Source organism: Oceanobacillus damuensis, assembly GCF_001618145.1.
Taxonomy (GTDB): domain Bacteria; phylum Bacillota; class Bacilli; order Bacillales; family Amphibacillaceae; genus Oceanobacillus; species Oceanobacillus damuensis.
In genome coordinates this window covers 37,320-55,956 of the sequence record NZ_LQNF01000029.1, presented here as the reverse complement: position 1 = coordinate 55,956, position 18,637 = coordinate 37,320, and the positions used below count along the sequence as shown (strand labels likewise).

Sequence of the window (18,637 nt, the reverse complement as noted above, 5' to 3'; positions counted from 1 at the left end):
TTGCTCAAACTTTTTTCTCTAGTCGATATACATATGCCAAAACTTCGGCGACTGCCTTAAAAAATTCTTCCGGAATTACATCGCCAATATCCGCTGCACTGTAAAGCCCTCTGGCAAGCGGTTTGTTCTCCACGGTTACAACCTTATTTGCCTTGGCAATCTCTTTAATTTTCAATGCTGTTTTGTCCGTCCCTTTCGCTAGAACATATGGTGCACTTGCTTTCTCTTCATCATATTTAATGGCAATAGCATAATGGGTGGGATTCGTGATAATGACATCGGCATTCGGTACTTCACTCATCATTCTTCTGGTTGCCATCTGCCTTTGCTTTTCCTTGATTTTGGATTTAATGAGGGGGTCACCTTCAACATTTTTGTATTCATCCTTTATATCCTGCTTTGACATGCGCATATTCTTTTCAAAGTCATAGCGCTGATATGTATAATCGAAAACAGAAAGAAACAATAAAGCGATGATGGATGAAATCCCCATAATAAAAGTCACCCTGCCAAAAAATGCAAGTGCATTTTCCGCATTTGTAAAGGACATCATCAACATGTCATCTTTGTATAACCAGATGATCGTAAAAGTAATTGCACCTATGAGGACAATCTTAAATAATGATTTAAGAAGTTCCACAAGCGCACGAATGGAAAAAATTCTTTTTGCCCCCTGTATAGGGTCAATCTTCTTTAAGTCTAGTTTCAATGGCTTTGTCGTAAACAGAAAACCTATTTGCATTAAATTGGAGGTTACTCCTCCAATCATTGCGATAGCCATAATCGGGGCAAGCATCATAGCAGTTTCCAATGTCATACTTGTAAAAATCCGATGCACGGATATCTCTGTCAATTCCCAATTAATCAGTTCCGTAAAGGAATGCTGATAAACGCCAATCATTTTTCCCAGCATATATCCACCAAAGACAAATAACGCAATAAAACAAAATAATAGCAGTAACGCTGTATTAATGTCCTGACTCTTAGCAACTTTCCCTTTTTTTCGTTCATCCTGACGCTTCTTTGGTGTGGCTTTTTCAGTTTTTTCACCAGCAAAAAATTGTAAATCCAGTTTCAATCGCAAATTAAGCACCCCCAAAAAGCTGCATGAGAACTCGCATTGCTTCAAACATTGAGTGGAACAGACTTCTCACAAGTGTAATATATAAAGGGAGAAAAACGAGAATTGCAGCAAAACTGACAAATATCTTCAACGGTAACCCTACAACAAATACATTCATCTGCGGAACAGTCCTTGCGATAATTCCGAGAGCGACATCCACCAAAAACAAACAGCCTACAATCGGGATGGCAATCTGAAATGCTATTAAAAACATCATATTGAATGTTGTGATGACAAAATCAGCAATAGAGCTATTTCCAAAAGGGATAAACGTATCAAGAGGTATAAAATGATAACTATTGAATATTCCATCTATTATCAAATGATGACCATCAACCGATAATAGAAATAACAGGGCAATAATGTACAGATATTGGCCTGTTAATGGACTTTGCGCTCCAGTTTGAGGATCCATCACATTTGCAATTGCAAATCCCATCTGGAAATCTATAAATCCACCAGCAATTTGAAGCCCTGAAACAATTATAAATGCAATCAGACCGATAAGCAGGCCCACAAGAGCTTCCTTGACTAGCAGGAAAATGTACATCTCATCTATAGCGAAGGTGCTTGTATCAACTGTATAAAACATAATCATCGCCAAAAAGAAACTAAAACCGATTTTAAACTGAAATGGTACAGTCCTATACGAAAATAGTGGCATTGTGACAAAAAACGCCAATACACGGACCAGAATCAGCAAAAAAACTGGAAGACTATTAATATTAATTAATTCAAGCATGTTTTACCCTACAAACTGATTTATATTTTGTAATATATTCGCTGTAAATTCCACCATTGTCGTCAGCATCCAAGGGCCGAAGAAAATGAGGCCTACCAATACAGCCACTATTTTTGGAACGAAAGCTAGCGTTTGTTCCTGAATTTGCGTCGTAGCCTGAAAAATACTTACCAAAAGACCAACGGCAAGTGCCAATATAAGCAATGGTCCTGTAACAAGCAAGATCGTGTAGATTCCTTGTTCAGCTAATGTTAATACGAATTCATTGCTCAATTAAACAAGCCCCTTTCACTAAAAACATCTAAAAACCACCGAGTAATGATTGTGTAATCAAGTACCATCCATCCACCAATACAAACAGCAGAATCTTGAATGGCAGGGAAATCATAACAGGAGGCAACATCATCATACCCATCGACATTAATACACTCGCAACAGCCATATCGATAATTAAGAACGGAATAAATATCATGAAACCCATCTGAAATGCTGTCTTCAGCTCGCTGATTGCAAATGCAGGTACGAGCGTTGTCAGCGGAATATCCTGGACTGTTTCCGGTGTTTCTGCCTGTGTGTAATTCATGAAGAGTGCCAGATCTTTTTGCCTCGTATGTCTCGCCATAAAATCCTTTAATGGTGCACTGGCATTTTCATAAGCCTCATCGAGTGTTATCTCTTCATCGAAAAGAGGCTGCAATCCCTGTTCATATACTTCGGTGAACGTAGGTGCCATAATGAAAAACGTCAAAAACATTGCAAGCCCGACTAATACCTGGTTTGGCGGCATTTGCTGTGTGGCCAGTGAAGTTCTGACAAAAGACAGCACAATGATAATTCGGGTGAAGCTCGTCATTAGAATTAAAATTCCTGGAGCCAATGAAAAAATGGTAAGCAACAATAATAATTGGACAGACGTTGATATATTGGTCGGATCTGTACCGGAAAACATATCTATAAATTCATTCATGGGTATCTTCCTTGTTTTTGTTGATCATTTTGTTTCTGTTTTGCTTTAAGTTTTCCAGCTCTTTCGAAAACATTGCTTTAAAATTGCTGTCCGATGAATCCTGATTTCCCTGTTTTTTTTGGATGAGAGACGACAATAAAGTCCCCCCCGGAAAATCATCGGATGTTCCCTCTTTACTCAGCAAAATATCTTCTTTTACTTGTTCATCCGTAATCTCCTGAAGCATTTGCACATTTTCGCCGACACCGACTATATAAAGATGTGTACCGATACGCACAATTTGGATGGACTTATTTTGCCCTACCGATATGCCTCCTACATTCTCTAAAGCCTTGACATGGTTCGAAAGCTTCGTTCGTTTGTTCAGAAACTTGATCAGAATATAGATTAGGGCAAGTATGAGAACTAGTGCAAAAAACACTTTTACCAATTCAAATGCCAATGAACCGGTACTTTCTGTTTCTGTCAGTAAATCATTATCATTCTCTTCCTCTGGATTGACGGTGTCAGCAGGTTCACTGCAGTCTACCTGTCCTTCCAGGCAATCAGTAACATTTGGGGTTGTTGCTGCAATTGCTTCTCCGGAGAAAATCACAGAGAAGGCAATGATGCTTAAACATAAAATGCATAGGAATGTCTTCTTCAACATACTCACTCGTTTCTTAACTTAAAGCTTTCTGAATTGCCTCGATTACTCTGTCTCCCTGAAATGGTTTTACAATAAAGTCTTTAGCACCTGCCTGGATGGCATCGATAACCATCGCCTGCTGGCCCATCGCAGAACACATAATAATTTTTGCATCCGGATTTGATTTTTTTATTTCTTTTAATGCTGTAATGCCATCCATCTCCGGCATCGTAATATCCATTGTCACCAAATCAGGCGTCAGTTCGTTATACTTTTCAATCGCCTGTGCCCCATCGGGAGCTTCTCCAACAACTTCAAATCCATTTTTAGTCAGAATATCCTTAATCATCATCCGCATAAATGCAGCGTCATCTACAATCAAAATTCGATGTGCCATTCTTCTTCCCCCAATAATCTATTATTTTAGTTTCATGATCCGGTCGGATTGACTTATAATATCTGTGATTCGTACACCAAAGTTTTCTTCAATTACAACTACTTCACCTTCAGCAACGAGTTTTTCATTTACCAATATATCGACAGGCTCACCTGCAAGCTTATCCAGTTCAATTATCGATCCGTGTGCCAGATCCAATATGTCTTTAATCGACTTTTTCGTACGGCCGAGCTCAACTGTCACTTTTAAGGGAATATCAAGCAGCATGTCCAGGTTTCTATGCTCATTATTACTCAGATCAACCTTTTCAAAATTAGAGAATGTCGCTTGTTGAACCGGTGCCTGCTTAGAAATATTTCCATTACCTATAAATTGAGGCTGGGCAGATTCCTGTTTCGTATTAAATTCATTTGTCTCTTTCTGATAGGATTTCGGTTTCTGCATCATATCTTCCTGGTCCGAACTTGCTGCAGGTTCCTCCAGCTCCAAAGTCGCTGCAGCTTCTTCTCCATCAGATTGGTTAAGGAGCCTGTCCACTAATTGCTTTGCAAATTGCAACGGGATGAGCTGCATCATGTTGGAATCTATCAAATCCCCTACAGTCAGCTTAAAGAATACTTTTACATAAATATCCTCGTCGAAAATAGCTTCATTGCCGCCGCTCACTTCTCCATCAATGATGGAAGGTGGTGAAATGTCAACACGTGTATTAAAGACAGTTGACATACTCGTGGCTGCAGCTCCCATCATTTGATTCATGGTTTCCTGAACAGCACTGACATGAATGTCTTTTAGATCCATGTCCGGGTTGGTTCCGTCTCCTCCAAGCATAATATCGGCAATGATCGCTGCGTCACTTGCCTTAATTACAAATACATTTTTTCCAGTGAAACCTTCTATGTAATTTACTTGAACACTGACCGGTTCAAATGTAAACTCATCGCCAAGCTTCTCTTTTTCAATTACATCAACGGTAGGAGTGGTAATTTCGACCTTCTGGTTTAGCAGTGTCGATAGAGTAGTTGCAGAACTTCCAAAGGAAATGTTCCCTATTTCTCCTAATGCATCAATTTCCACACCGGAAAGATAGTTTTGCTCAGATTTATTTGTTGTTTCTTTATCATCGGATATATTCAATAGAGCATCTATTTCATCCTGTGAAAGCATTCCATCATTCATCATCTTCATTCACCCCATTTATTTCTTCTAAAATTTGCACAGACATCTTATTTTTGAACTTACCGGGCTGCACATAAAATTTTGGTTCATTGTTTACCTCCAGTTTAAGCGGCATATCAATTTGCTGATCCAATGCTATCACATCGTCTTTATTGAATTTCAGGAAATCGTTGATTGAGATTGTTGTTTCTCCAAGAATTGTTTTCAGTTCTACTTCAGCCAGTTTAAGATTTTTTGACATTTTCGTAAATGCATTTTTATCTCTGCTTTTCTTTGTTGATTGCATCCAATAATGTGCGGAGAGCTTCGGTATAATTGGTTCCAAAATAATATGCGGAATACAAATATTGATCATCCCCGTAGTTTCGCCGATAGCTGTTGTTAATGAGACGACTACAACTGTCTCATTAGGTGCAACCATCTGTAAGAATTGAGGATTTTCCTCAAATTCCTCGAGGACAGGGTCAATTTCCGCAACCGAACTCCAAGCTTCCTTCATCGTACTGACCGCTTTTTCAAATATTTGGCTTAAAAGCAATTGTTCAATCTCTGTCAAACTGTCATTCTTGTCTATCGTATTTCCTTTACCACCTAAAATTCGATCAAGCAAGGCATATGCAACATTTGGGTTAACCTCCATAATCAAGTTGCCTTCCAGTGGTTCGACACTGTACAGATTCAGAACTGTCATCTCTGGTATGGAACGGATAAATTCCTCATATGGTACCTGATCAACAGATGTTACGGAAATATTTACGTAGCTTCTTAATTGGGATGAGAAGAATGTCGTCAGCATTCTGGCATAATTCTCATGAATTCTTGATATACTTCTTATTTGATCTTTAGAGAATCTTAACGCACGTTTAAAATCGTAGACGCGGACTCTCTTTTCCTGTTCTTCCTTCTTTAAATCTTCAGCATCCATCTCTCCTGAAGTTATTGCTGATAACAGGGCATCTATTTCATTTTGTGATAGAACTTCATCCATTAACCATACTCACCTCCCCCGTAGGAGCTAATTCTATTGAAGTATTTTGTTTATTGTATATACTTCTGTGATTTGCCCTTCAGTCATTAATTCGTTCAGCTTTGTCATGACTACTTGCTCCAATTCGCCCAGACCGGATTTGAAATCCTCTTCCGACTTGGTAGCCAGCTCTTTGATCAAGATGTTTTTCAGCTGAAAGTCACGCTTACCGATTTCTTCTTTTGCCTTTTTCCCATCTGTAACGATTTGAAACTGAATTCTGACAAAAGTTCCATCCTCTAAGTCTGTTGTAACTTCAGGTGATTCATAGGAATATTCCACAATGTCATCGATATTCTGTGCTTCACCTTCGTTATTTTGCCCGGCAACATTAAGGACAACAACTAAAGCTGCAATTGCACCTATCAACAATATTACTAAAGATGTAATCATTGTTTTCACTGACTTACTCATCCCCTTCACCTGCCTCCTTATGTACACGCTGCAATCCGATTAACCGATAATACGCTGTTATCATTCCAGTAACATCGGAAGCCTCATTTTTTACCACGATCTTTTTCCCATTTATTAACGAAATGGTAGTATCCGGCAATGACTGTACCTGTTCAATTAAAACTGCATTAAGCGTAAACGGTTCACCATTCAGCCTATTTAAATTAATCATTTTATATGGCGGGAGTACCTCTTAAAAGAAGATACTCCCTACCTCCCTATTATCTATTATCGTTTTAAGTTAACCAGTTCCTGAAGAATTTCATCCGATGTCGTTATAATCCTTGTATTTGCCTGAAATCCACGCTGAGAAGTAATCATCTCCGTGAATTCCTCTGCAAGATCAACATTGGACATTTCCAAAGAGCCACTGACGATTGACGCTGCGCCATCTGTTTCGGGTGTTACAAGTCCTGCTATCAGTCCAGCATTAGGTGAATCTAAATATAGGTTACTTCCAGATTTCTGCAACCCTGTTGGATTTGAGAATGCTGCAAGACCAATTTGACCAGCAGTTTCTGTTTCACCAGCTGCATTAATATAATTTACTGTTCCATTTGTTTGAATGCTAAAACTTTGAGCTGCTACCGGAATTCTAATATTGCCATCAAGGCCTTGCAAATACAGACCATCTGAATTAACAATATCACCGTTATCATCCAGATAGAAATTACCTGATCTAGTATAGTATGTGGCTCCATCTGTTTCCTGTAATACGAACATTCCGTCTCCCTCTATAGCCATGTCGAGTGGGTTATTCGTCGTTTGCTGAAATCCTTGTGTGTGGATATTACTGATGGTCCCAAGCTTTGAACCCAGCCCTACTTGAGTGGCATTGATCCCCCCACGTGTATCTGTTGCTCCTTGTGCTCCCGATGTTGTTTGACTCATTAGATCCTGAAATGCTACGGTTGCTTTCTTATAGCCTGAAGTATTTACATTGGCAATATTATTCCCGATGACATCTAGTTTTGTTTGAAAGTTCTTCATACCTGAAATCCCTGCATACATTGAACGTAACATAATTATTATCCCCTTTAGTTGTTTGAATTTTTATAGCTGTATCTGTCAGTCAACAGCTTGTAGCGGCCTCCCATATGGGTCCAGCCTAATCGTTGATCAAAATCGTACCATTGATATTCGTAAAGATTCTGTTTGTCGCTTCTTCCCGGCCCATTGCAGTTACTACTGTATGGTTTTCAGCATTAACCAGCAATGCCGCATTGTTCATTACAACGAGTGAATCGGTAATACCCTTTTCCTTTGCCTGCTGCATTTGTTCTCCGATTTTCCGCCATTGCTGCTCATCGATATGAATTTTTCTTTCGGTTAACCGCTGGGTAGCATGCTTACTTATTTTTAACGGCTGCTGTTCAGCTAATAGATCCTTGAAATTAGTCGATGTGACATTCTGTCTGGGCTTCGGGACGGATTGGTATTGTAATGCATGCTGTGGGACTTGATGAATTCGATGGTCCATTTCAATTCACTCCCTTTTATTCAGTTACATTGTTTTGATTCCCGTCATTTTATTTCTCACCGGTGACCTGGGTGACTGCATCCGCATGAATTTTCTCGCCATTTTCCATTTCCAGAATGGCCCATCCTTCATTTTGGCTGACAGCTATTACCTTGCTGGATTTACTTCCTGTTTCTCTTCCTGTATCCGGATCTGTAGCTGGATAGGATACTTCTTTCCCAATCATATGACTATACTGGATAACAGGGGACATCAATTGGCTTTGCACCAGCGTGTCAATGGATTTTGACATATTCATCATTTGCTCGAGCGATGAAAATGTAGCCATTTGTGAAATAAACTCGCGGTCATCCATCGGACTTGTTGGGTCCTGATTTTGTAACTGTGTCATCAATATTTGCAGGAATTCATCTTTGCCGAGATCTGTACTTGGTGCTCTTGTCTTTGGCTGGTTACTTAAATATAACGAAGGATCAATTGTCGTCATTTTCTCCACCTACACTTTCTCATTCATTAACACTTCTTCAAATTGAAGTTCAAAGCTGTTATCATCATTTTGCTCACCGTTTCGGTCCGATTGATCAGATTGCTGTTCTGCCTGATCTTTCAATGGATTGCTTTCCTCTTCCTTTTGTACACTCGTTGACTGGACAGTTAAATCCTGTTTCTCAATCACTACCTGATGCGGAGAGAACATATTCCTTAATTGATGAATGTTGGATTCCAGCATCTCCTTGGCTGCTGCTGATGTAACAAGAATTTTCACCGTCATTTCACCATTAACCTGTGTAAAACGCACCATCATTTCACCCAGATTGTCAGGTCGCAATGTAATCGATAACTGATTATTTCCATTTGGTAAAGTAGATAACCTGCTGGAATTCATGATTTTTTGGAATTGCTCCATCAGTTGCTGGTCCGGTGATTGATTGTTTTGTGACTGATTTATATAGATAGCATACTGTTCTAGTTTCGCTAGCGGCAATGATGTATTCAGACTGACTGGAACGTTATTGATTTTATCTGCTTCCAAGGCTTTTCCGACCCATTTCGATACATCGTTGACCGTAACTTTTGAATCCGTATTATATAACTGTTTCCCTGAAAAATGCTCCCTTTTTTGGAAGGTTTCCAAAATGCTTTTCCATGCAACTGACTCTCTGCTGCCTTGTGCCTGATCAAGTGTTTGTACAGCTGCATTCTTATTAATTGTGCCTTTGTTCAAATCCTGCCATTGCTGCAATAATTCCAAAATTTTTGGGGAAGCTTTCAAAACGTCTTCCTGTGTCTTCACTTTGGAGAGCAATTCATTAGATTGAGAGATTAATGATGCATACTGTTTTTGCAGTAATTCCTGATTTCCTGCTTCCTTTGCATGGATGCTGTCCATCGTTTGTAATGGGATTCGCTCTAATACTCGATGCAACACATGAATTTCCTCAGCAGTTGCAGCTGTATCAGAATGAATTTCACCATTTTTAGTATTCTGAACGGAAGTAAGGATTTGATTAAGCGCCTCTGCAAGCTCTTCAGGGGAGGAACCAAGTTCGATGAAAGAACTCATCGCTGATTGTCCTTCCTTGTCTAAAATATCCTCCAGTAAAGCAGAAGCGTCTGAAATATCACTCATTAGCAGGGCATAGATATCTTCAGATAGTTCCTCTCCGTTTAAGAACGGTAATTCAATTTCTTTAGCGCTCGTTAATTCGTCATTTTCTCCAGCTGCAAGAAGTGCTTCCTCCCCGGTTTTGTCCAGTAGCTGCTGAAATTTGTTTGTTGCAGTGCCGTTATTCGTTTTTAAATTACCCTTTACAATTTGGGCAGGCTGTATTTGTTGAAAAAGCATTCCTACGTTGTTCACTTTCTCACCTCCTTTCAATTTTCATCCTCAATTTTCGTCTGCTATAAGAAGCTGGGTAAATGTAGCTGCATTTTCAGGATCCATCGCTTCAAGTATGTCGCCACGAGCTTCATAGGAAATTTCCTGTAAAATTAATACTGCTGTTTCCATTTCCATATTCTGAAGTATTAAAGCTGCCTGTTTGCTTTTCATTTCTTCATAGGAATCTGTAACAATCCCAACTCCCTGTTTCTCTGTATTTTCTTCTGTCGGCTCTTCTTCAGCCTCAGCGGATTGCAGGTTGTTTTCAAGTTTTAGGATCTCCTGTTCCATCGAATTAATGGTAGCTTCCAAATCGGTGATTGTCCGATTTAATTGGATTATTTCATTATCTTTGCTGTCGAGTGCTGCCTGAACTTGTTGTTCATCCATTGCTTCAGCTTTTTCTTCTTCTGTTGTTACCAGCTCTGAAACGACGGGGATATTATCACCCTTCTCTTTAGCCCAATCAATGACATCAAAGCCGAAGACGCCCATGACTACAACTGCAAGTACAGCAATGATGACGAGTGGAATGACAATCGCAAACAAAAACAGCCGTACTGGATTCTTTTTTTTCTTTTGAACTTTGATATTCTCTTCCATTTGCTTCACCTGTTTTTGTGGTTTAAATATTGGTTGATGGATATTTCATCCATAACATTATTTTCCACTCTTTTTCGATGTTTTTCTTCTGTATTCTTGCGAATCTCTATAATTTTTTCAAACTTCTTCACTTCTACGTGTGCGTCTGTTAGTTTTACTTGCTTCGCTTCCATATCGTTTCTTGCTTTTTGCACGAGCTTTTGCAATTCATTGATCTGCCTGTTCAACTTTTCGATATATGCTGCCTGCTCTTTTATCTTCTCGATTGGAGTTGTTGAAAGAATGTAATGGTCATAGGAAACTTCAGCATTTTCTTTTTTTCTTAATAAGCTGTACAGCTCTGTTGCAATTTTTTCAAAAGAATCCATCGATTGGTGATATGCTTTTTGAGCTACTTTCTTTTCATTTTCACGAATATCCATTATCTTTGTTAATGCTAATGTTGCTGTCATTAATTAACCCCTCCGTTAAGTAGGCTTTTCATCAATTGGACAGTTTCCTCAAGAGACTTATAGTCATAGACATCCTGCTTTAAAAAATCCTGTATCTTCGGATAAAATGAAATTGCCCGGTCTATGTCCTGGTTGGTTCCCCGTTTATATGCACCTATACTTATCAGTTCACTATTCTCTTCATAAATTGCTATCAGTCTCCGAATCTGCTGTGCTATTTCTTTGTGTTCCCCATCAGCAACCATATTCATTACCCGGCTGATCGACTTCTGTACATTTATTGCCGGAAACTGACCTCTCTCTGCCAGTTTCCTATCCATAATAAAATGACCATCCAGAATACCGCGTACTGCATCGGCGATTGGTTCGTTCATATCGTCCCCATCAACCAGTACTGTATAAAAAGCAGTAATTGTTCCATTTGCGTTTGTACCGGTTCTTTCCAGTAATTTCGGCAGAATGGAAAATACCGATGGAGTATACCCTTTCGTTGTCGGCGGTTCACCAATCGCCAGTCCAATTTCCCTTTGGGCCATTGCTACACGGGTTACGGAATCCATCATGAGATTAACCTTATAGCCAAGGTCACGAAAGTACTCACTTATCGCAGTCGCCGTATAAGCACCTTTTATTCGCATCAAAGCAGGCTGGTCTGATGTAGCAGCAACTACAATCGATTTTTTCAGTCCCTCTTCACCTAGGTCGTGTTCAATAAATTCGCGGACTTCACGGCCACGTTCGCCAATCAGTGCAATCACATTGATATCTGCACTACTGTTTCGGGCAATCATTCCTAGCAATGTACTTTTTCCTACACCACTTCCGGCAAATATACCAATCCGTTGCCCTTCACCCATTGTTAGTAAAGAATCAATTGCTTTTACTCCTACTTGAATCGGCTTTCTGATTGGTGGTCGGGTCATTGGATTTGGTGGTGACTGATCTGTCAAATAACTTGTCAGCCCCTTTGGCAGGATAGCTTCATCATTTAATGGTCTGCCCAGGGAGTTGACGACATTGCCAATCAGAGCACGCCCAACTTTTACACTTAGTGGCTTGCCAGTTGATTCAACTAAGCAGCCTGGGCCAATCTCTGTAACCTCTCCATAAGGCATCAGGATTATTTTCTCGTTATTGAAACCAACTACTTCAGATATAATGGGAGGTCGGTCATTTGATGATGCGTGAATATAACACACTTCACCAATATTTGTTGCCGGACCCTCCGATTCAATCATCAGACCGACCACACGGAGAACTTTACCGTAACGTTTGTGTGTATCGGCTTTTTCAATTACAGAAAAATAATTTTCTATATTCATGGCCTCTTCTCCATTAGATAATCCTCTAGTGCTTCTCTGATTTTTATTAATTGTGTATCGATACTTGCATCTATTTGTCCAAATGGATGCTCAATTAAACAGGCATTTTCAGCAAGATTATCATCAATGTAAATGGTCAGCTTCGTGTCATTTCCCAAACTTCGTCGGAGCTCTTCTTTGTGCTGCATGACTAAATCATAATTTGTTGGATGGAGATTAATTGTTACGACAGACTGATCTTTTATTTCATTCACGGCGCCATGGACAACTCCCATAAAGGTGGAAGGGACTTCGGAAATCTCTTGATTCAGGATTTTCCCTGCCACCTGAACGGCTAATTGCAGGATGGCTTCATCGCTTTTTTCAATGGTAGCGTGATAATCGGCAGTGGTTGACTCAATAATGAGATTGGCCTGTTTCAATTTTTCATCATATTCAGCTCGCCCATCATTTTGCCCTTGTTGAAATCCGGCTGTATAACCTTCCTGCTTAGCCTTTTCAATCCACTCCTGCTTCTCCGTGTCCCATTTCTGTTTTTCTTCAGTAATTTTTTGATTCGTTTCTTCAATCAGGATTTTCTTTTTTCGGATTAGATCCCTAACTTCCTGCTGTAAATCATTTATTTTTTGCTCAATGTCTTCTCTATCTTTATCCATAATATCTGCAGTTTCCTCGGGCGGGACCCTCCGCAATAGTTCGACTGGTTTGATTTTTATCAATTTCTGATTTGATTGCATATTTTCTGAATCAGACAATAATATCGTCTCCCCCGCCTCTTGCAATGACTATCTCGCCAATTTCTTCGAGTCTTCGGATAGCTGCTACAATTCTTGTCTGAGCTTCCTCTACATCCCTTAATCTGACAGGTCCCATATATTCCATTTCTTCCCTGAATGTTTCAGCCATACGCTGGGACATATTCTGGAAGACAACATCTTTAACTTCATCACTGGCGACTTTAAGCGACAATCGAAGATCTTCATTTTCCACTTCCCGGATAACACGTTGGATTGCACGGTTATCGAGAATAACAATATCCTCGAAGACAAACATCCGTTTCTTAATCTCATCCGCCAATTCCGGATCCTGAATTTCGAGGGCATCGAGTATCGTTCGTTCTGTACTCCGATCAACCCCATTCAACACTTCTACCACTGCCTGAATACCGCCGGTTTGTGTATAGTCTTCCGTTGCGGAAGCAGAGATGTTTCTTTCCAGCACCTGTTCGACCTGGCTGATGATTTCCGGAGAAGTCGAATCCATCGTGGCAATTCTCCGGGCAACATCCGCCTGCATTTCCTGTGGAAGAGAAGACAATATTTGTCCGCCCTGTTCAGGGTCCAAGTATGATAATACCAAAGCAATTGTTTGTGGGTGTTCGCCCTGTATAAAGTTAAGTACTTGCTGCGGATCTGCTTTTCTGGCGAAATCAAAAGGTTTCACCTGCAACGAAGAAGTCAGCCGATTAATGATATTGGATGCTTCCTGTCTCCCGAAAGCTTTTTCCAGTACCGTCTTGGCATAACCGATTCCGCCCTGTGTAATAAAATCCTGTGCGACAGCAATCTGGTGGAATTGTTCAATTACATCTTCTTTTAAACTGGAATCTACTTTTTTAACGGAAGAGATTTCCAGACTTAACTTCTCAATTTCTTCTTCCGACAAATACTTATAGACTTGTGCAGAAACATCTGGACCTAAGGAGATTAAAAGAATTGCAGCCTTTTGTTTTCCGGTTAATGCAGCTTTTTGTCTTACCATGTTTAACTCCTCCTAATCTTCTCCGATCCAGCTTCTCAATAGTTTCGCAAAATCTTCTGGTTTGTCTTTCGCAATTTTTTCCAATTGTTTTCTTCTGAGAACTGATTCGGACTCTTCTTCCTCAGGTATCTCAGGAACTTCCGTCAACACAGGTCCAGCAACTGTTTCCATCTCTTCCAGCATTTCCTCTTCCGTGCTTCTGTTTCGGACTAACAAGATAATCAGAACAATAATAATGATAAGTAATACTGCACCGGCAATGTACATCCATGCTGGGATAACTGGTGATACCTCCATCATAGCTGGGCTTTCAGTAAATTCCTGGAAGACGATTGAAATCTTCTCTTCAGGATCTATTTCCCCATAACCTGCATCAATTGTAGTACCTACAATGGAATCAAGGATAGAGTAAAAACCGTCTTCAACAGCGATCTGCTCCTGTTGTGTCAAAAACTCTACGTTGTTACCGTCACTGTTCGTCACATTATCCACGGCAACCTGTATCCCAAGATCACGTACCTTGTAAGGACTCTCTACGATTTCTTTTCGGATACGGTTAAATTCGTAGTTAATGGTCTCTTTATCAAGTTCATAATCTCCTTCACCTGTTGCTCCTGCGGGATAATTGGTCACATCTTCTTCACCCGTTCCCACTAAACCGCCGCCAGCGTCTCCACTGTATGATTCCTGAATCGTCTCTAAACTGACTGGCAGACCTTCCATATTTTCAATATCAACAGGTTCTACTAATTCCTCTGTTCGGTTTTCCTGTGTAAAATCAATATCGGCAGTCACTGAAACGAGTACATTATCAGCACCGACCATCGTTCCAAGCATTTGCTGTAATCTTCTTTGGATATCCCGTTCAATATCTTTCTTAACGGTTTGCTGATAAGTATAGGCATCCTGAGCCCCAGAAGCTGTTTGACTATTACGATCAAAATATTCAAAGTACTGATTCATAATAACAATATTGTCCGGAGACAAATTGGGTACCGCTTTTGAAACCAAATGGTAAAGTGTATCCACTTGATTACCTTGGAATTGATAACCCGGTTGGGTGTTCAATACGATAGATGCACTGGCCTCCCCAATTGTTTCACTTACAAAAACGGGATCCTCAGGCATATTGATCATGACTTGTGCATCTTCAATTCCGTCTATGCTTTGAATGAGATTCGCAAGTTCGGTCTGCATCGCATCGAGTTTCATAATGTTGAACTCATTGTCTGTTATGCCCCAGGATGTATTTTCACTAAAAAAAGAATAGTCTATATTCCCGCTATTCGGTAAGCCCATCCCTGCCAGATCGACAAGCAACGTTTCGACTTGTTCTTCTGGAACAGTTATTGTTGTACCGCCATCATTCAGTTCGTAGGGAACCCCTCTTGCGTCCAGCTCTCCTTTGATTTGCCCGACTTCCTGCAGCGATAAATTATTATATAATGGTACATATTGTTTATTTGTATTGATTACTGACAAAACTGCGATCAATAATACTACAATTATAATTGTCCCTAGAAAGATTCCTTTTTGACTTTTTGAACGACTTGTCCAATAAGCTGTTGCCGTCTCTTTCCATTTCAAAAGATTTTCCTTCATATTTTCCCCCACCAAAGTGCAATAAGTTACCGATAAGCATAGATATTTCCTGAAATCTTCTGGATGTGTATGTTTATCGTTTAAACTTGCATTCGCATAATTTCGTTATAGGCATCGATAACTTTTTTCTGTACTTGCACTGTAGTCTCCAGTGTAATGCTTGCCTTTTGGGCAGTAATCATCACATCATGAAGATCGTCGATTTGCCCATTAGCCAGAGCTTCGGTTTTGCTATCTGATTCCATTTGAATGTTATTAAGATTTTCAATTGCCCCTTTTAATGAGTCTGCAAATGAAGACTGGGCTTCAGCCGGTGTAACAGTTGGTCTATTGGTAAGCTGTGCAGTATTCAATACTTGTGATACATCATTTATCGGAAAAGTCATCATCAATACCCCTTATTTTCTATTTTCCTATTTCCAATGCTTTCATGAGCATACTTTTGCTTGCATTTAAGGAAGTTATATTCGCTTCATATGATCTGGTGGAACTCATTAAATCAACCATTTCCTGTAATGGATCGACATTAGGCATTTCAACATATCCAGCTTCATTCGCGTCCGGATGGTCCGGATTATATTCCAGCTTAAATGGCTGTTCGTCTTCTACAATCGAAGCAACTTTTACACCCTGTGCAGTGTTTGAGTTCGATGCGTTTTGCAACATTGATTTAAAACGATTGTCCGCTGATTGCATGACAACCATTTTTCTGCGATAAGGTTCATATTCTCCGTTTTCATTTAGAACAGCCCTTGTCGATTGGGCGTTTGCAATATTTGAAGATACAACATCCATCCGAAGTCTTTGAGCGGTTAAAGCACTCCCGCTAGTATTGATTGAGTTAAAAATAGACATTATCAGTTACCTCCTCGTATTACTGTCTGCAAGCTTCCAAATTTACCGTTGATACGATCGACTAAACCATTATAGTAGATCTGATTTTTCGCCAATTCCGTCATTTCTTTATCGATATCGACATTATTTCCATTATGGTTATATGAAGTAGCGGAATTTCGGTACGACGTGTTCAAATTGGAATTGAAGGGGAGATGTTTAGCATTGGTACGTTTAGCTTCAAGTGGCGATGATAATGCATGATCGAGAGCATTCTTGAAAACAACTTCCTGTGCCTTATAGCCTGGTGTGTCGGCATTGGATATATTATTTGATATTGCATTATTTTTTGCTGCTGCATAATCAAGTGATTGTTCCAGCTTATTAATTGTTCCTCCGAATAAATTCATTTTTTTATAACTCCTTAAAAACAATTTTTATTTTAACGGCCATAAAATTCGTTTCTTCTACGAATATTGTAATTTATATATTTGGCAAAGTCTATTACTTTTCGACATTTTCTACCAAACAAAAACAAAATAGTTAAATTTAACTAGTCTTTTTTAAGTGTTATTTTCCCTTTTTTTGTAAAATAGAACATGTAAATTATATTTTGACTAAATAAGTTCCATTTTTAATAATAAATATCTTTCTTGAAATTTATTTTTGATATAGTAAACATTTCTCACCTCCTTATCTACTAGGAAAAATTACCCGGTAATTAAAGACCCTTTTCGGTATGTTTTGTTTCTTATAATTTTCGCATTAGATATAAAATGCGACGTAACTTCTATTTGTGTTAGAACTTTGGCACGAATAATGGAAGCGAGATACTTCGGCGACCGCTCTGGGAAATACACTGCGCTTTCCACGGGCGGCTGGTGAGCCCCTTCATGCTAACGCATTTCAGTGTCTCACCTATGCCTTTCCTCCCGTTGGAGTCTCCGTGTATTTCCCAGAGCTGTTTAAGTTTGCTGCTAATAAACTGCATCCGTAATAAAAATATAATTATACAGGTTCACCAGTCCGGGTGAGCGGCGGGCGGTGACTCCTCGAAAATACAAACCAATTTGCTTCGTGCGATGCGAATGCTGACGAAGCGTTCCTTGTCCTGCGGGAATAGCACGTGTCCGAAGACCCCGCAGAGTGGTTTTCTCGAGGAGGCTGAGGCCGTGCCCGCGGAAAGCATCCGCCCCGAGCGATCCCGGACGGCAGCAGATGCACATATCTCCTGAAAAAACCTAAGTTACGTCGCATTTTACACATTTCGTGCCAATAACAGCAAGTTGTCGATAGAACGAGTAACCACAGTCTCATGAAGAGAACTGCACAAATAAAAAAGCCAAAAAGCTGGTGATATGCCAGCTTTTTGGCTTTTTAAACTGCAATTTAAATTACCTTGAGCGAAGTTTTTCAAGTTCTACCAGGAATTTGTCATTTAATACTTTGATGTAAGTACCTTTCATTCCTAATGAACGTGATTCAATTACCCCTGCACTTTCAAGCTTTCTTAAAGCATTTACAATTACTGATCTGGTAATGCCAACCCTGTCAGCAATTTTACTTGCAACTAATAAACCTTCGTTGCCGTTTAATTCTTCAAAGATATGGTCGATTGCTTCCAGTTCACTGTAAGAAAGTGAGCTGATAGCCATTTGCACAACAGCTTTACTTCTAGCTTCCATTTCTATTTCTTCTGTTTTTTCATGCAGAATCTCCATTCCGACAACAGTTGCACCATATTCTGCAAGAAGAAGATCGTCATCACTGAAACTGTCATTCACTCTTCCCAGAATCAAAGTGCCCAGACGCTCTCCGCCACCAATAATTGGTACGATTGTAGTCAGACCATCTTTGAACAATTCTTTGTTTTCTACAGGAAATACAGTATGTGGGCTGTTTATATCAAGGTTAGATGTAGTTTCACGAATATCATGTAGTCCTTGTGTATATTCCTCCGGGAATTGTCTTTCTTCCAGCATCGATTTCATACGTTCATTTTCAATTTCCTGATTTACAGCAAAACCCAATAATTTTCCACGTCTGCTGACAATGTATACATTTCCTTTGATTACATCCCTTAATGATGCAGACATTTCATTGAAGTTAACTGACTTTCCTGTTGCCTTTTGTAACATTGCATTGATTTTTCTTGCGCGATTTAATAGATCCATGATGATCCTCC

The 18,637-nt window shown here is 39.7% G+C and carries 24 protein-coding genes; all 24 read right to left on the bottom strand.

The window, feature by feature from the left end:
* Positions 1–4: 4 nt before the first annotated feature.
* Positions 5–1,084 (bottom strand): flagellar biosynthesis protein FlhB, encoded by a 1,080-nt coding sequence (flhB, locus tag A4245_RS15175; protein ID WP_067729412.1) that lies wholly within the window; start codon positions 1,082–1,084, stop codon positions 5–7.
* 1 nt (position 1,085) lies between these two features.
* Positions 1,086–1,865 (bottom strand): flagellar biosynthetic protein FliR, encoded by a 780-nt coding sequence (gene fliR, locus A4245_RS15170; protein WP_067729410.1) that lies wholly within the window; start codon positions 1,863–1,865, stop codon positions 1,086–1,088.
* Positions 1,866–1,868: 3 nt separating this feature from the next.
* Positions 1,869–2,138, bottom strand: coding sequence for a flagellar biosynthesis protein FliQ (fliQ, locus tag A4245_RS15165; protein WP_067729408.1), 270 nt, complete (start codon positions 2,136–2,138; stop codon positions 1,869–1,871).
* A 28-nt stretch (positions 2,139–2,166) separates the two neighbouring features.
* Positions 2,167–2,832 (bottom strand): flagellar type III secretion system pore protein FliP, encoded by a 666-nt coding sequence (fliP, locus tag A4245_RS15160; RefSeq protein WP_067729406.1) that lies wholly within the window; start codon positions 2,830–2,832, stop codon positions 2,167–2,169.
* On the bottom strand, positions 2,825–3,478 hold the full coding sequence (locus A4245_RS15155) for a flagellar biosynthetic protein FliO (protein WP_084268831.1): 654 nt from the start codon (positions 3,476–3,478) through the stop codon (positions 2,825–2,827). Before A4245_RS15155 ends, fliP begins: the two co-directional genes overlap by 8 nt.
* A 16-nt stretch (positions 3,479–3,494) precedes the next feature.
* Positions 3,495–3,857: a response regulator gene (locus A4245_RS15150; protein WP_067729402.1), complete on the bottom strand. Its 363-nt coding sequence runs from the start codon at positions 3,855–3,857 to the stop codon at positions 3,495–3,497.
* 21 nt (positions 3,858–3,878) lie between these two features.
* On the bottom strand, positions 3,879–5,039 hold the full coding sequence (gene fliY / locus A4245_RS15145) for a flagellar motor switch phosphatase FliY (protein WP_067729401.1): 1,161 nt from the start codon (positions 5,037–5,039) through the stop codon (positions 3,879–3,881).
* The gene (gene fliM / locus A4245_RS15140; RefSeq protein WP_067729399.1) at positions 5,029–6,024 is read right to left on the bottom strand and encodes a flagellar motor switch protein FliM; all 996 of its coding nucleotides are present in this window, start codon (positions 6,022–6,024) and stop codon (positions 5,029–5,031) included. The genes fliY and fliM overlap by 11 nt, the downstream gene beginning before the upstream one ends.
* A gap of 33 nt (positions 6,025–6,057) precedes the next feature.
* Positions 6,058–6,477: a flagellar basal body-associated protein FliL gene (gene fliL / locus A4245_RS15135; RefSeq protein WP_067729397.1), complete on the bottom strand. Its 420-nt coding sequence runs from the start codon at positions 6,475–6,477 to the stop codon at positions 6,058–6,060.
* Positions 6,470–6,688, bottom strand: a complete 219-nt coding sequence (locus tag A4245_RS15130; protein WP_067729395.1) for a flagellar FlbD family protein — start codon at positions 6,686–6,688, stop codon at positions 6,470–6,472. Before A4245_RS15130 ends, fliL begins: the two co-directional genes overlap by 8 nt.
* A 56-nt stretch (positions 6,689–6,744) precedes the next feature.
* Positions 6,745–7,539 (bottom strand): flagellar basal body rod protein FlgG, encoded by a 795-nt coding sequence (gene flgG, locus A4245_RS15125; protein WP_067729393.1) that lies wholly within the window; start codon positions 7,537–7,539, stop codon positions 6,745–6,747.
* 85 nt (positions 7,540–7,624) lie between these two features.
* Entirely contained in the window at positions 7,625–7,996 is a 372-nt protein-coding gene (locus A4245_RS15120) for a TIGR02530 family flagellar biosynthesis protein (protein WP_067729391.1), read from the bottom strand.
* 49 nt (positions 7,997–8,045) lie between these two features.
* Positions 8,046–8,483, bottom strand: a complete 438-nt coding sequence (flgD, locus tag A4245_RS15115; RefSeq protein WP_067729389.1) for a flagellar hook assembly protein FlgD — start codon at positions 8,481–8,483, stop codon at positions 8,046–8,048.
* Positions 8,484–8,492: 9 nt separating this feature from the next.
* Positions 8,493–9,857 (bottom strand): flagellar hook-length control protein FliK, encoded by a 1,365-nt coding sequence (locus A4245_RS15110; RefSeq protein WP_067729387.1) that lies wholly within the window; start codon positions 9,855–9,857, stop codon positions 8,493–8,495.
* A 27-nt stretch (positions 9,858–9,884) separates the two neighbouring features.
* Positions 9,885–10,481, bottom strand: a complete 597-nt coding sequence (locus A4245_RS15105) for a MotE family protein (protein WP_067729385.1) — start codon at positions 10,479–10,481, stop codon at positions 9,885–9,887.
* Between the two features lie 5 nt (positions 10,482–10,486).
* Entirely contained in the window at positions 10,487–10,933 is a 447-nt protein-coding gene (fliJ, locus tag A4245_RS15100; protein WP_067729383.1) for a flagellar export protein FliJ, read from the bottom strand.
* Complete coding sequence (fliI, locus tag A4245_RS15095; protein ID WP_067729381.1) at positions 10,933–12,255, bottom strand: flagellar protein export ATPase FliI; 1,323 nt, start codon at positions 12,253–12,255, stop codon at positions 10,933–10,935. Before fliI ends, fliJ begins: the two co-directional genes overlap by 1 nt.
* The gene (gene fliH, locus A4245_RS15090) at positions 12,252–13,010 is read right to left on the bottom strand and encodes a flagellar assembly protein FliH (RefSeq protein ID WP_067729379.1); all 759 of its coding nucleotides are present in this window, start codon (positions 13,008–13,010) and stop codon (positions 12,252–12,254) included. Before fliH ends, fliI begins: the two co-directional genes overlap by 4 nt.
* The gene (gene fliG, locus A4245_RS15085) at positions 13,003–14,016 is read right to left on the bottom strand and encodes a flagellar motor switch protein FliG (protein ID WP_067729377.1); all 1,014 of its coding nucleotides are present in this window, start codon (positions 14,014–14,016) and stop codon (positions 13,003–13,005) included. Before fliG ends, fliH begins: the two co-directional genes overlap by 8 nt.
* A 12-nt stretch (positions 14,017–14,028) precedes the next feature.
* On the bottom strand, positions 14,029–15,618 hold the full coding sequence (gene fliF, locus A4245_RS15080) for a flagellar basal-body MS-ring/collar protein FliF (protein WP_067729375.1): 1,590 nt from the start codon (positions 15,616–15,618) through the stop codon (positions 14,029–14,031).
* 80 nt (positions 15,619–15,698) lie between these two features.
* The gene (gene fliE, locus A4245_RS15075) at positions 15,699–16,004 is read right to left on the bottom strand and encodes a flagellar hook-basal body complex protein FliE (RefSeq protein ID WP_067729373.1); all 306 of its coding nucleotides are present in this window, start codon (positions 16,002–16,004) and stop codon (positions 15,699–15,701) included.
* A gap of 19 nt (positions 16,005–16,023) precedes the next feature.
* Positions 16,024–16,473, bottom strand: coding sequence for a flagellar basal body rod protein FlgC (gene flgC, locus A4245_RS15070; RefSeq protein WP_067729371.1), 450 nt, complete (start codon positions 16,471–16,473; stop codon positions 16,024–16,026).
* A 2-nt stretch (positions 16,474–16,475) separates the two neighbouring features.
* Complete coding sequence (gene flgB / locus A4245_RS15065; protein WP_067729369.1) at positions 16,476–16,862, bottom strand: flagellar basal body rod protein FlgB; 387 nt, start codon at positions 16,860–16,862, stop codon at positions 16,476–16,478.
* Between the two features lie 984 nt (positions 16,863–17,846).
* Positions 17,847–18,626 carry a GTP-sensing pleiotropic transcriptional regulator CodY gene (gene codY / locus A4245_RS15060; RefSeq protein ID WP_067729366.1) on the bottom strand — a complete coding sequence of 260 codons (780 nt, stop codon included), beginning with the start codon at positions 18,624–18,626 and terminating at the stop codon, positions 17,847–17,849.
* Between the last annotated feature and the right edge of the window lie 11 nt (positions 18,627–18,637).

Excerpts from the sequence above, each read along its gene's own strand:
- fliR (WP_067729410.1), bottom strand. The coding sequence starts at position 1,865 with ATGCTTGAATTAATTAATATTAATAGTCTTCCAGTTTTTTTGCTGATT.
- fliP (WP_067729406.1), bottom strand. The coding sequence starts at position 2,832 with ATGAATGAATTTATAGATATGTTTTCCGGTACAGATCCGACCAATATA.
- A4245_RS15150 (WP_067729402.1), bottom strand. The coding sequence starts at position 3,857 with ATGGCACATCGAATTTTGATTGTAGATGACGCTGCATTTATGCGGATG.
- fliY (WP_067729401.1), bottom strand. The coding sequence starts at position 5,039 with ATGATGAATGATGGAATGCTTTCACAGGATGAAATAGATGCTCTATTG.
- fliM (WP_067729399.1), bottom strand. The coding sequence starts at position 6,024 with ATGGATGAAGTTCTATCACAAAATGAAATAGATGCCCTGTTATCAGCA.
- fliL (WP_067729397.1), bottom strand. The coding sequence starts at position 6,477 with ATGAGTAAGTCAGTGAAAACAATGATTACATCTTTAGTAATATTGTTG.
- A4245_RS15130 (WP_067729395.1), bottom strand. The coding sequence starts at position 6,688 with ATGATTAATTTAAATAGGCTGAATGGTGAACCGTTTACGCTTAATGCA.
- flgG (WP_067729393.1), bottom strand. The coding sequence starts at position 7,539 with ATGTTACGTTCAATGTATGCAGGGATTTCAGGTATGAAGAACTTTCAA.
- A4245_RS15120 (WP_067729391.1), bottom strand. The coding sequence starts at position 7,996 with ATGGACCATCGAATTCATCAAGTCCCACAGCATGCATTACAATACCAA.
- flgD (WP_067729389.1), bottom strand. The coding sequence starts at position 8,483 with ATGACGACAATTGATCCTTCGTTATATTTAAGTAACCAGCCAAAGACA.
- A4245_RS15105 (WP_067729385.1), bottom strand. The coding sequence starts at position 10,481 with ATGGAAGAGAATATCAAAGTTCAAAAGAAAAAAAAGAATCCAGTACGG.
- fliJ (WP_067729383.1), bottom strand. The coding sequence starts at position 10,933 with ATGACAGCAACATTAGCATTAACAAAGATAATGGATATTCGTGAAAAT.
- fliI (WP_067729381.1), bottom strand. The coding sequence starts at position 12,255 with ATGAATATAGAAAATTATTTTTCTGTAATTGAAAAAGCCGATACACAC.
- fliG (WP_067729377.1), bottom strand. The coding sequence starts at position 14,016 with ATGGTAAGACAAAAAGCTGCATTAACCGGAAAACAAAAGGCTGCAATT.
- fliF (WP_067729375.1), bottom strand. The coding sequence starts at position 15,618 with ATGAAGGAAAATCTTTTGAAATGGAAAGAGACGGCAACAGCTTATTGG.
- fliE (WP_067729373.1), bottom strand. The coding sequence starts at position 16,004 with ATGACTTTTCCGATAAATGATGTATCACAAGTATTGAATACTGCACAG.
- flgC (WP_067729371.1), bottom strand. The coding sequence starts at position 16,473 with ATGTCTATTTTTAACTCAATCAATACTAGCGGGAGTGCTTTAACCGCT.
- flgB (WP_067729369.1), bottom strand. The coding sequence starts at position 16,862 with ATGAATTTATTCGGAGGAACAATTAATAAGCTGGAACAATCACTTGAT.
- codY (WP_067729366.1), bottom strand. The coding sequence starts at position 18,626 with ATGGATCTATTAAATCGCGCAAGAAAAATCAATGCAATGTTACAAAAG.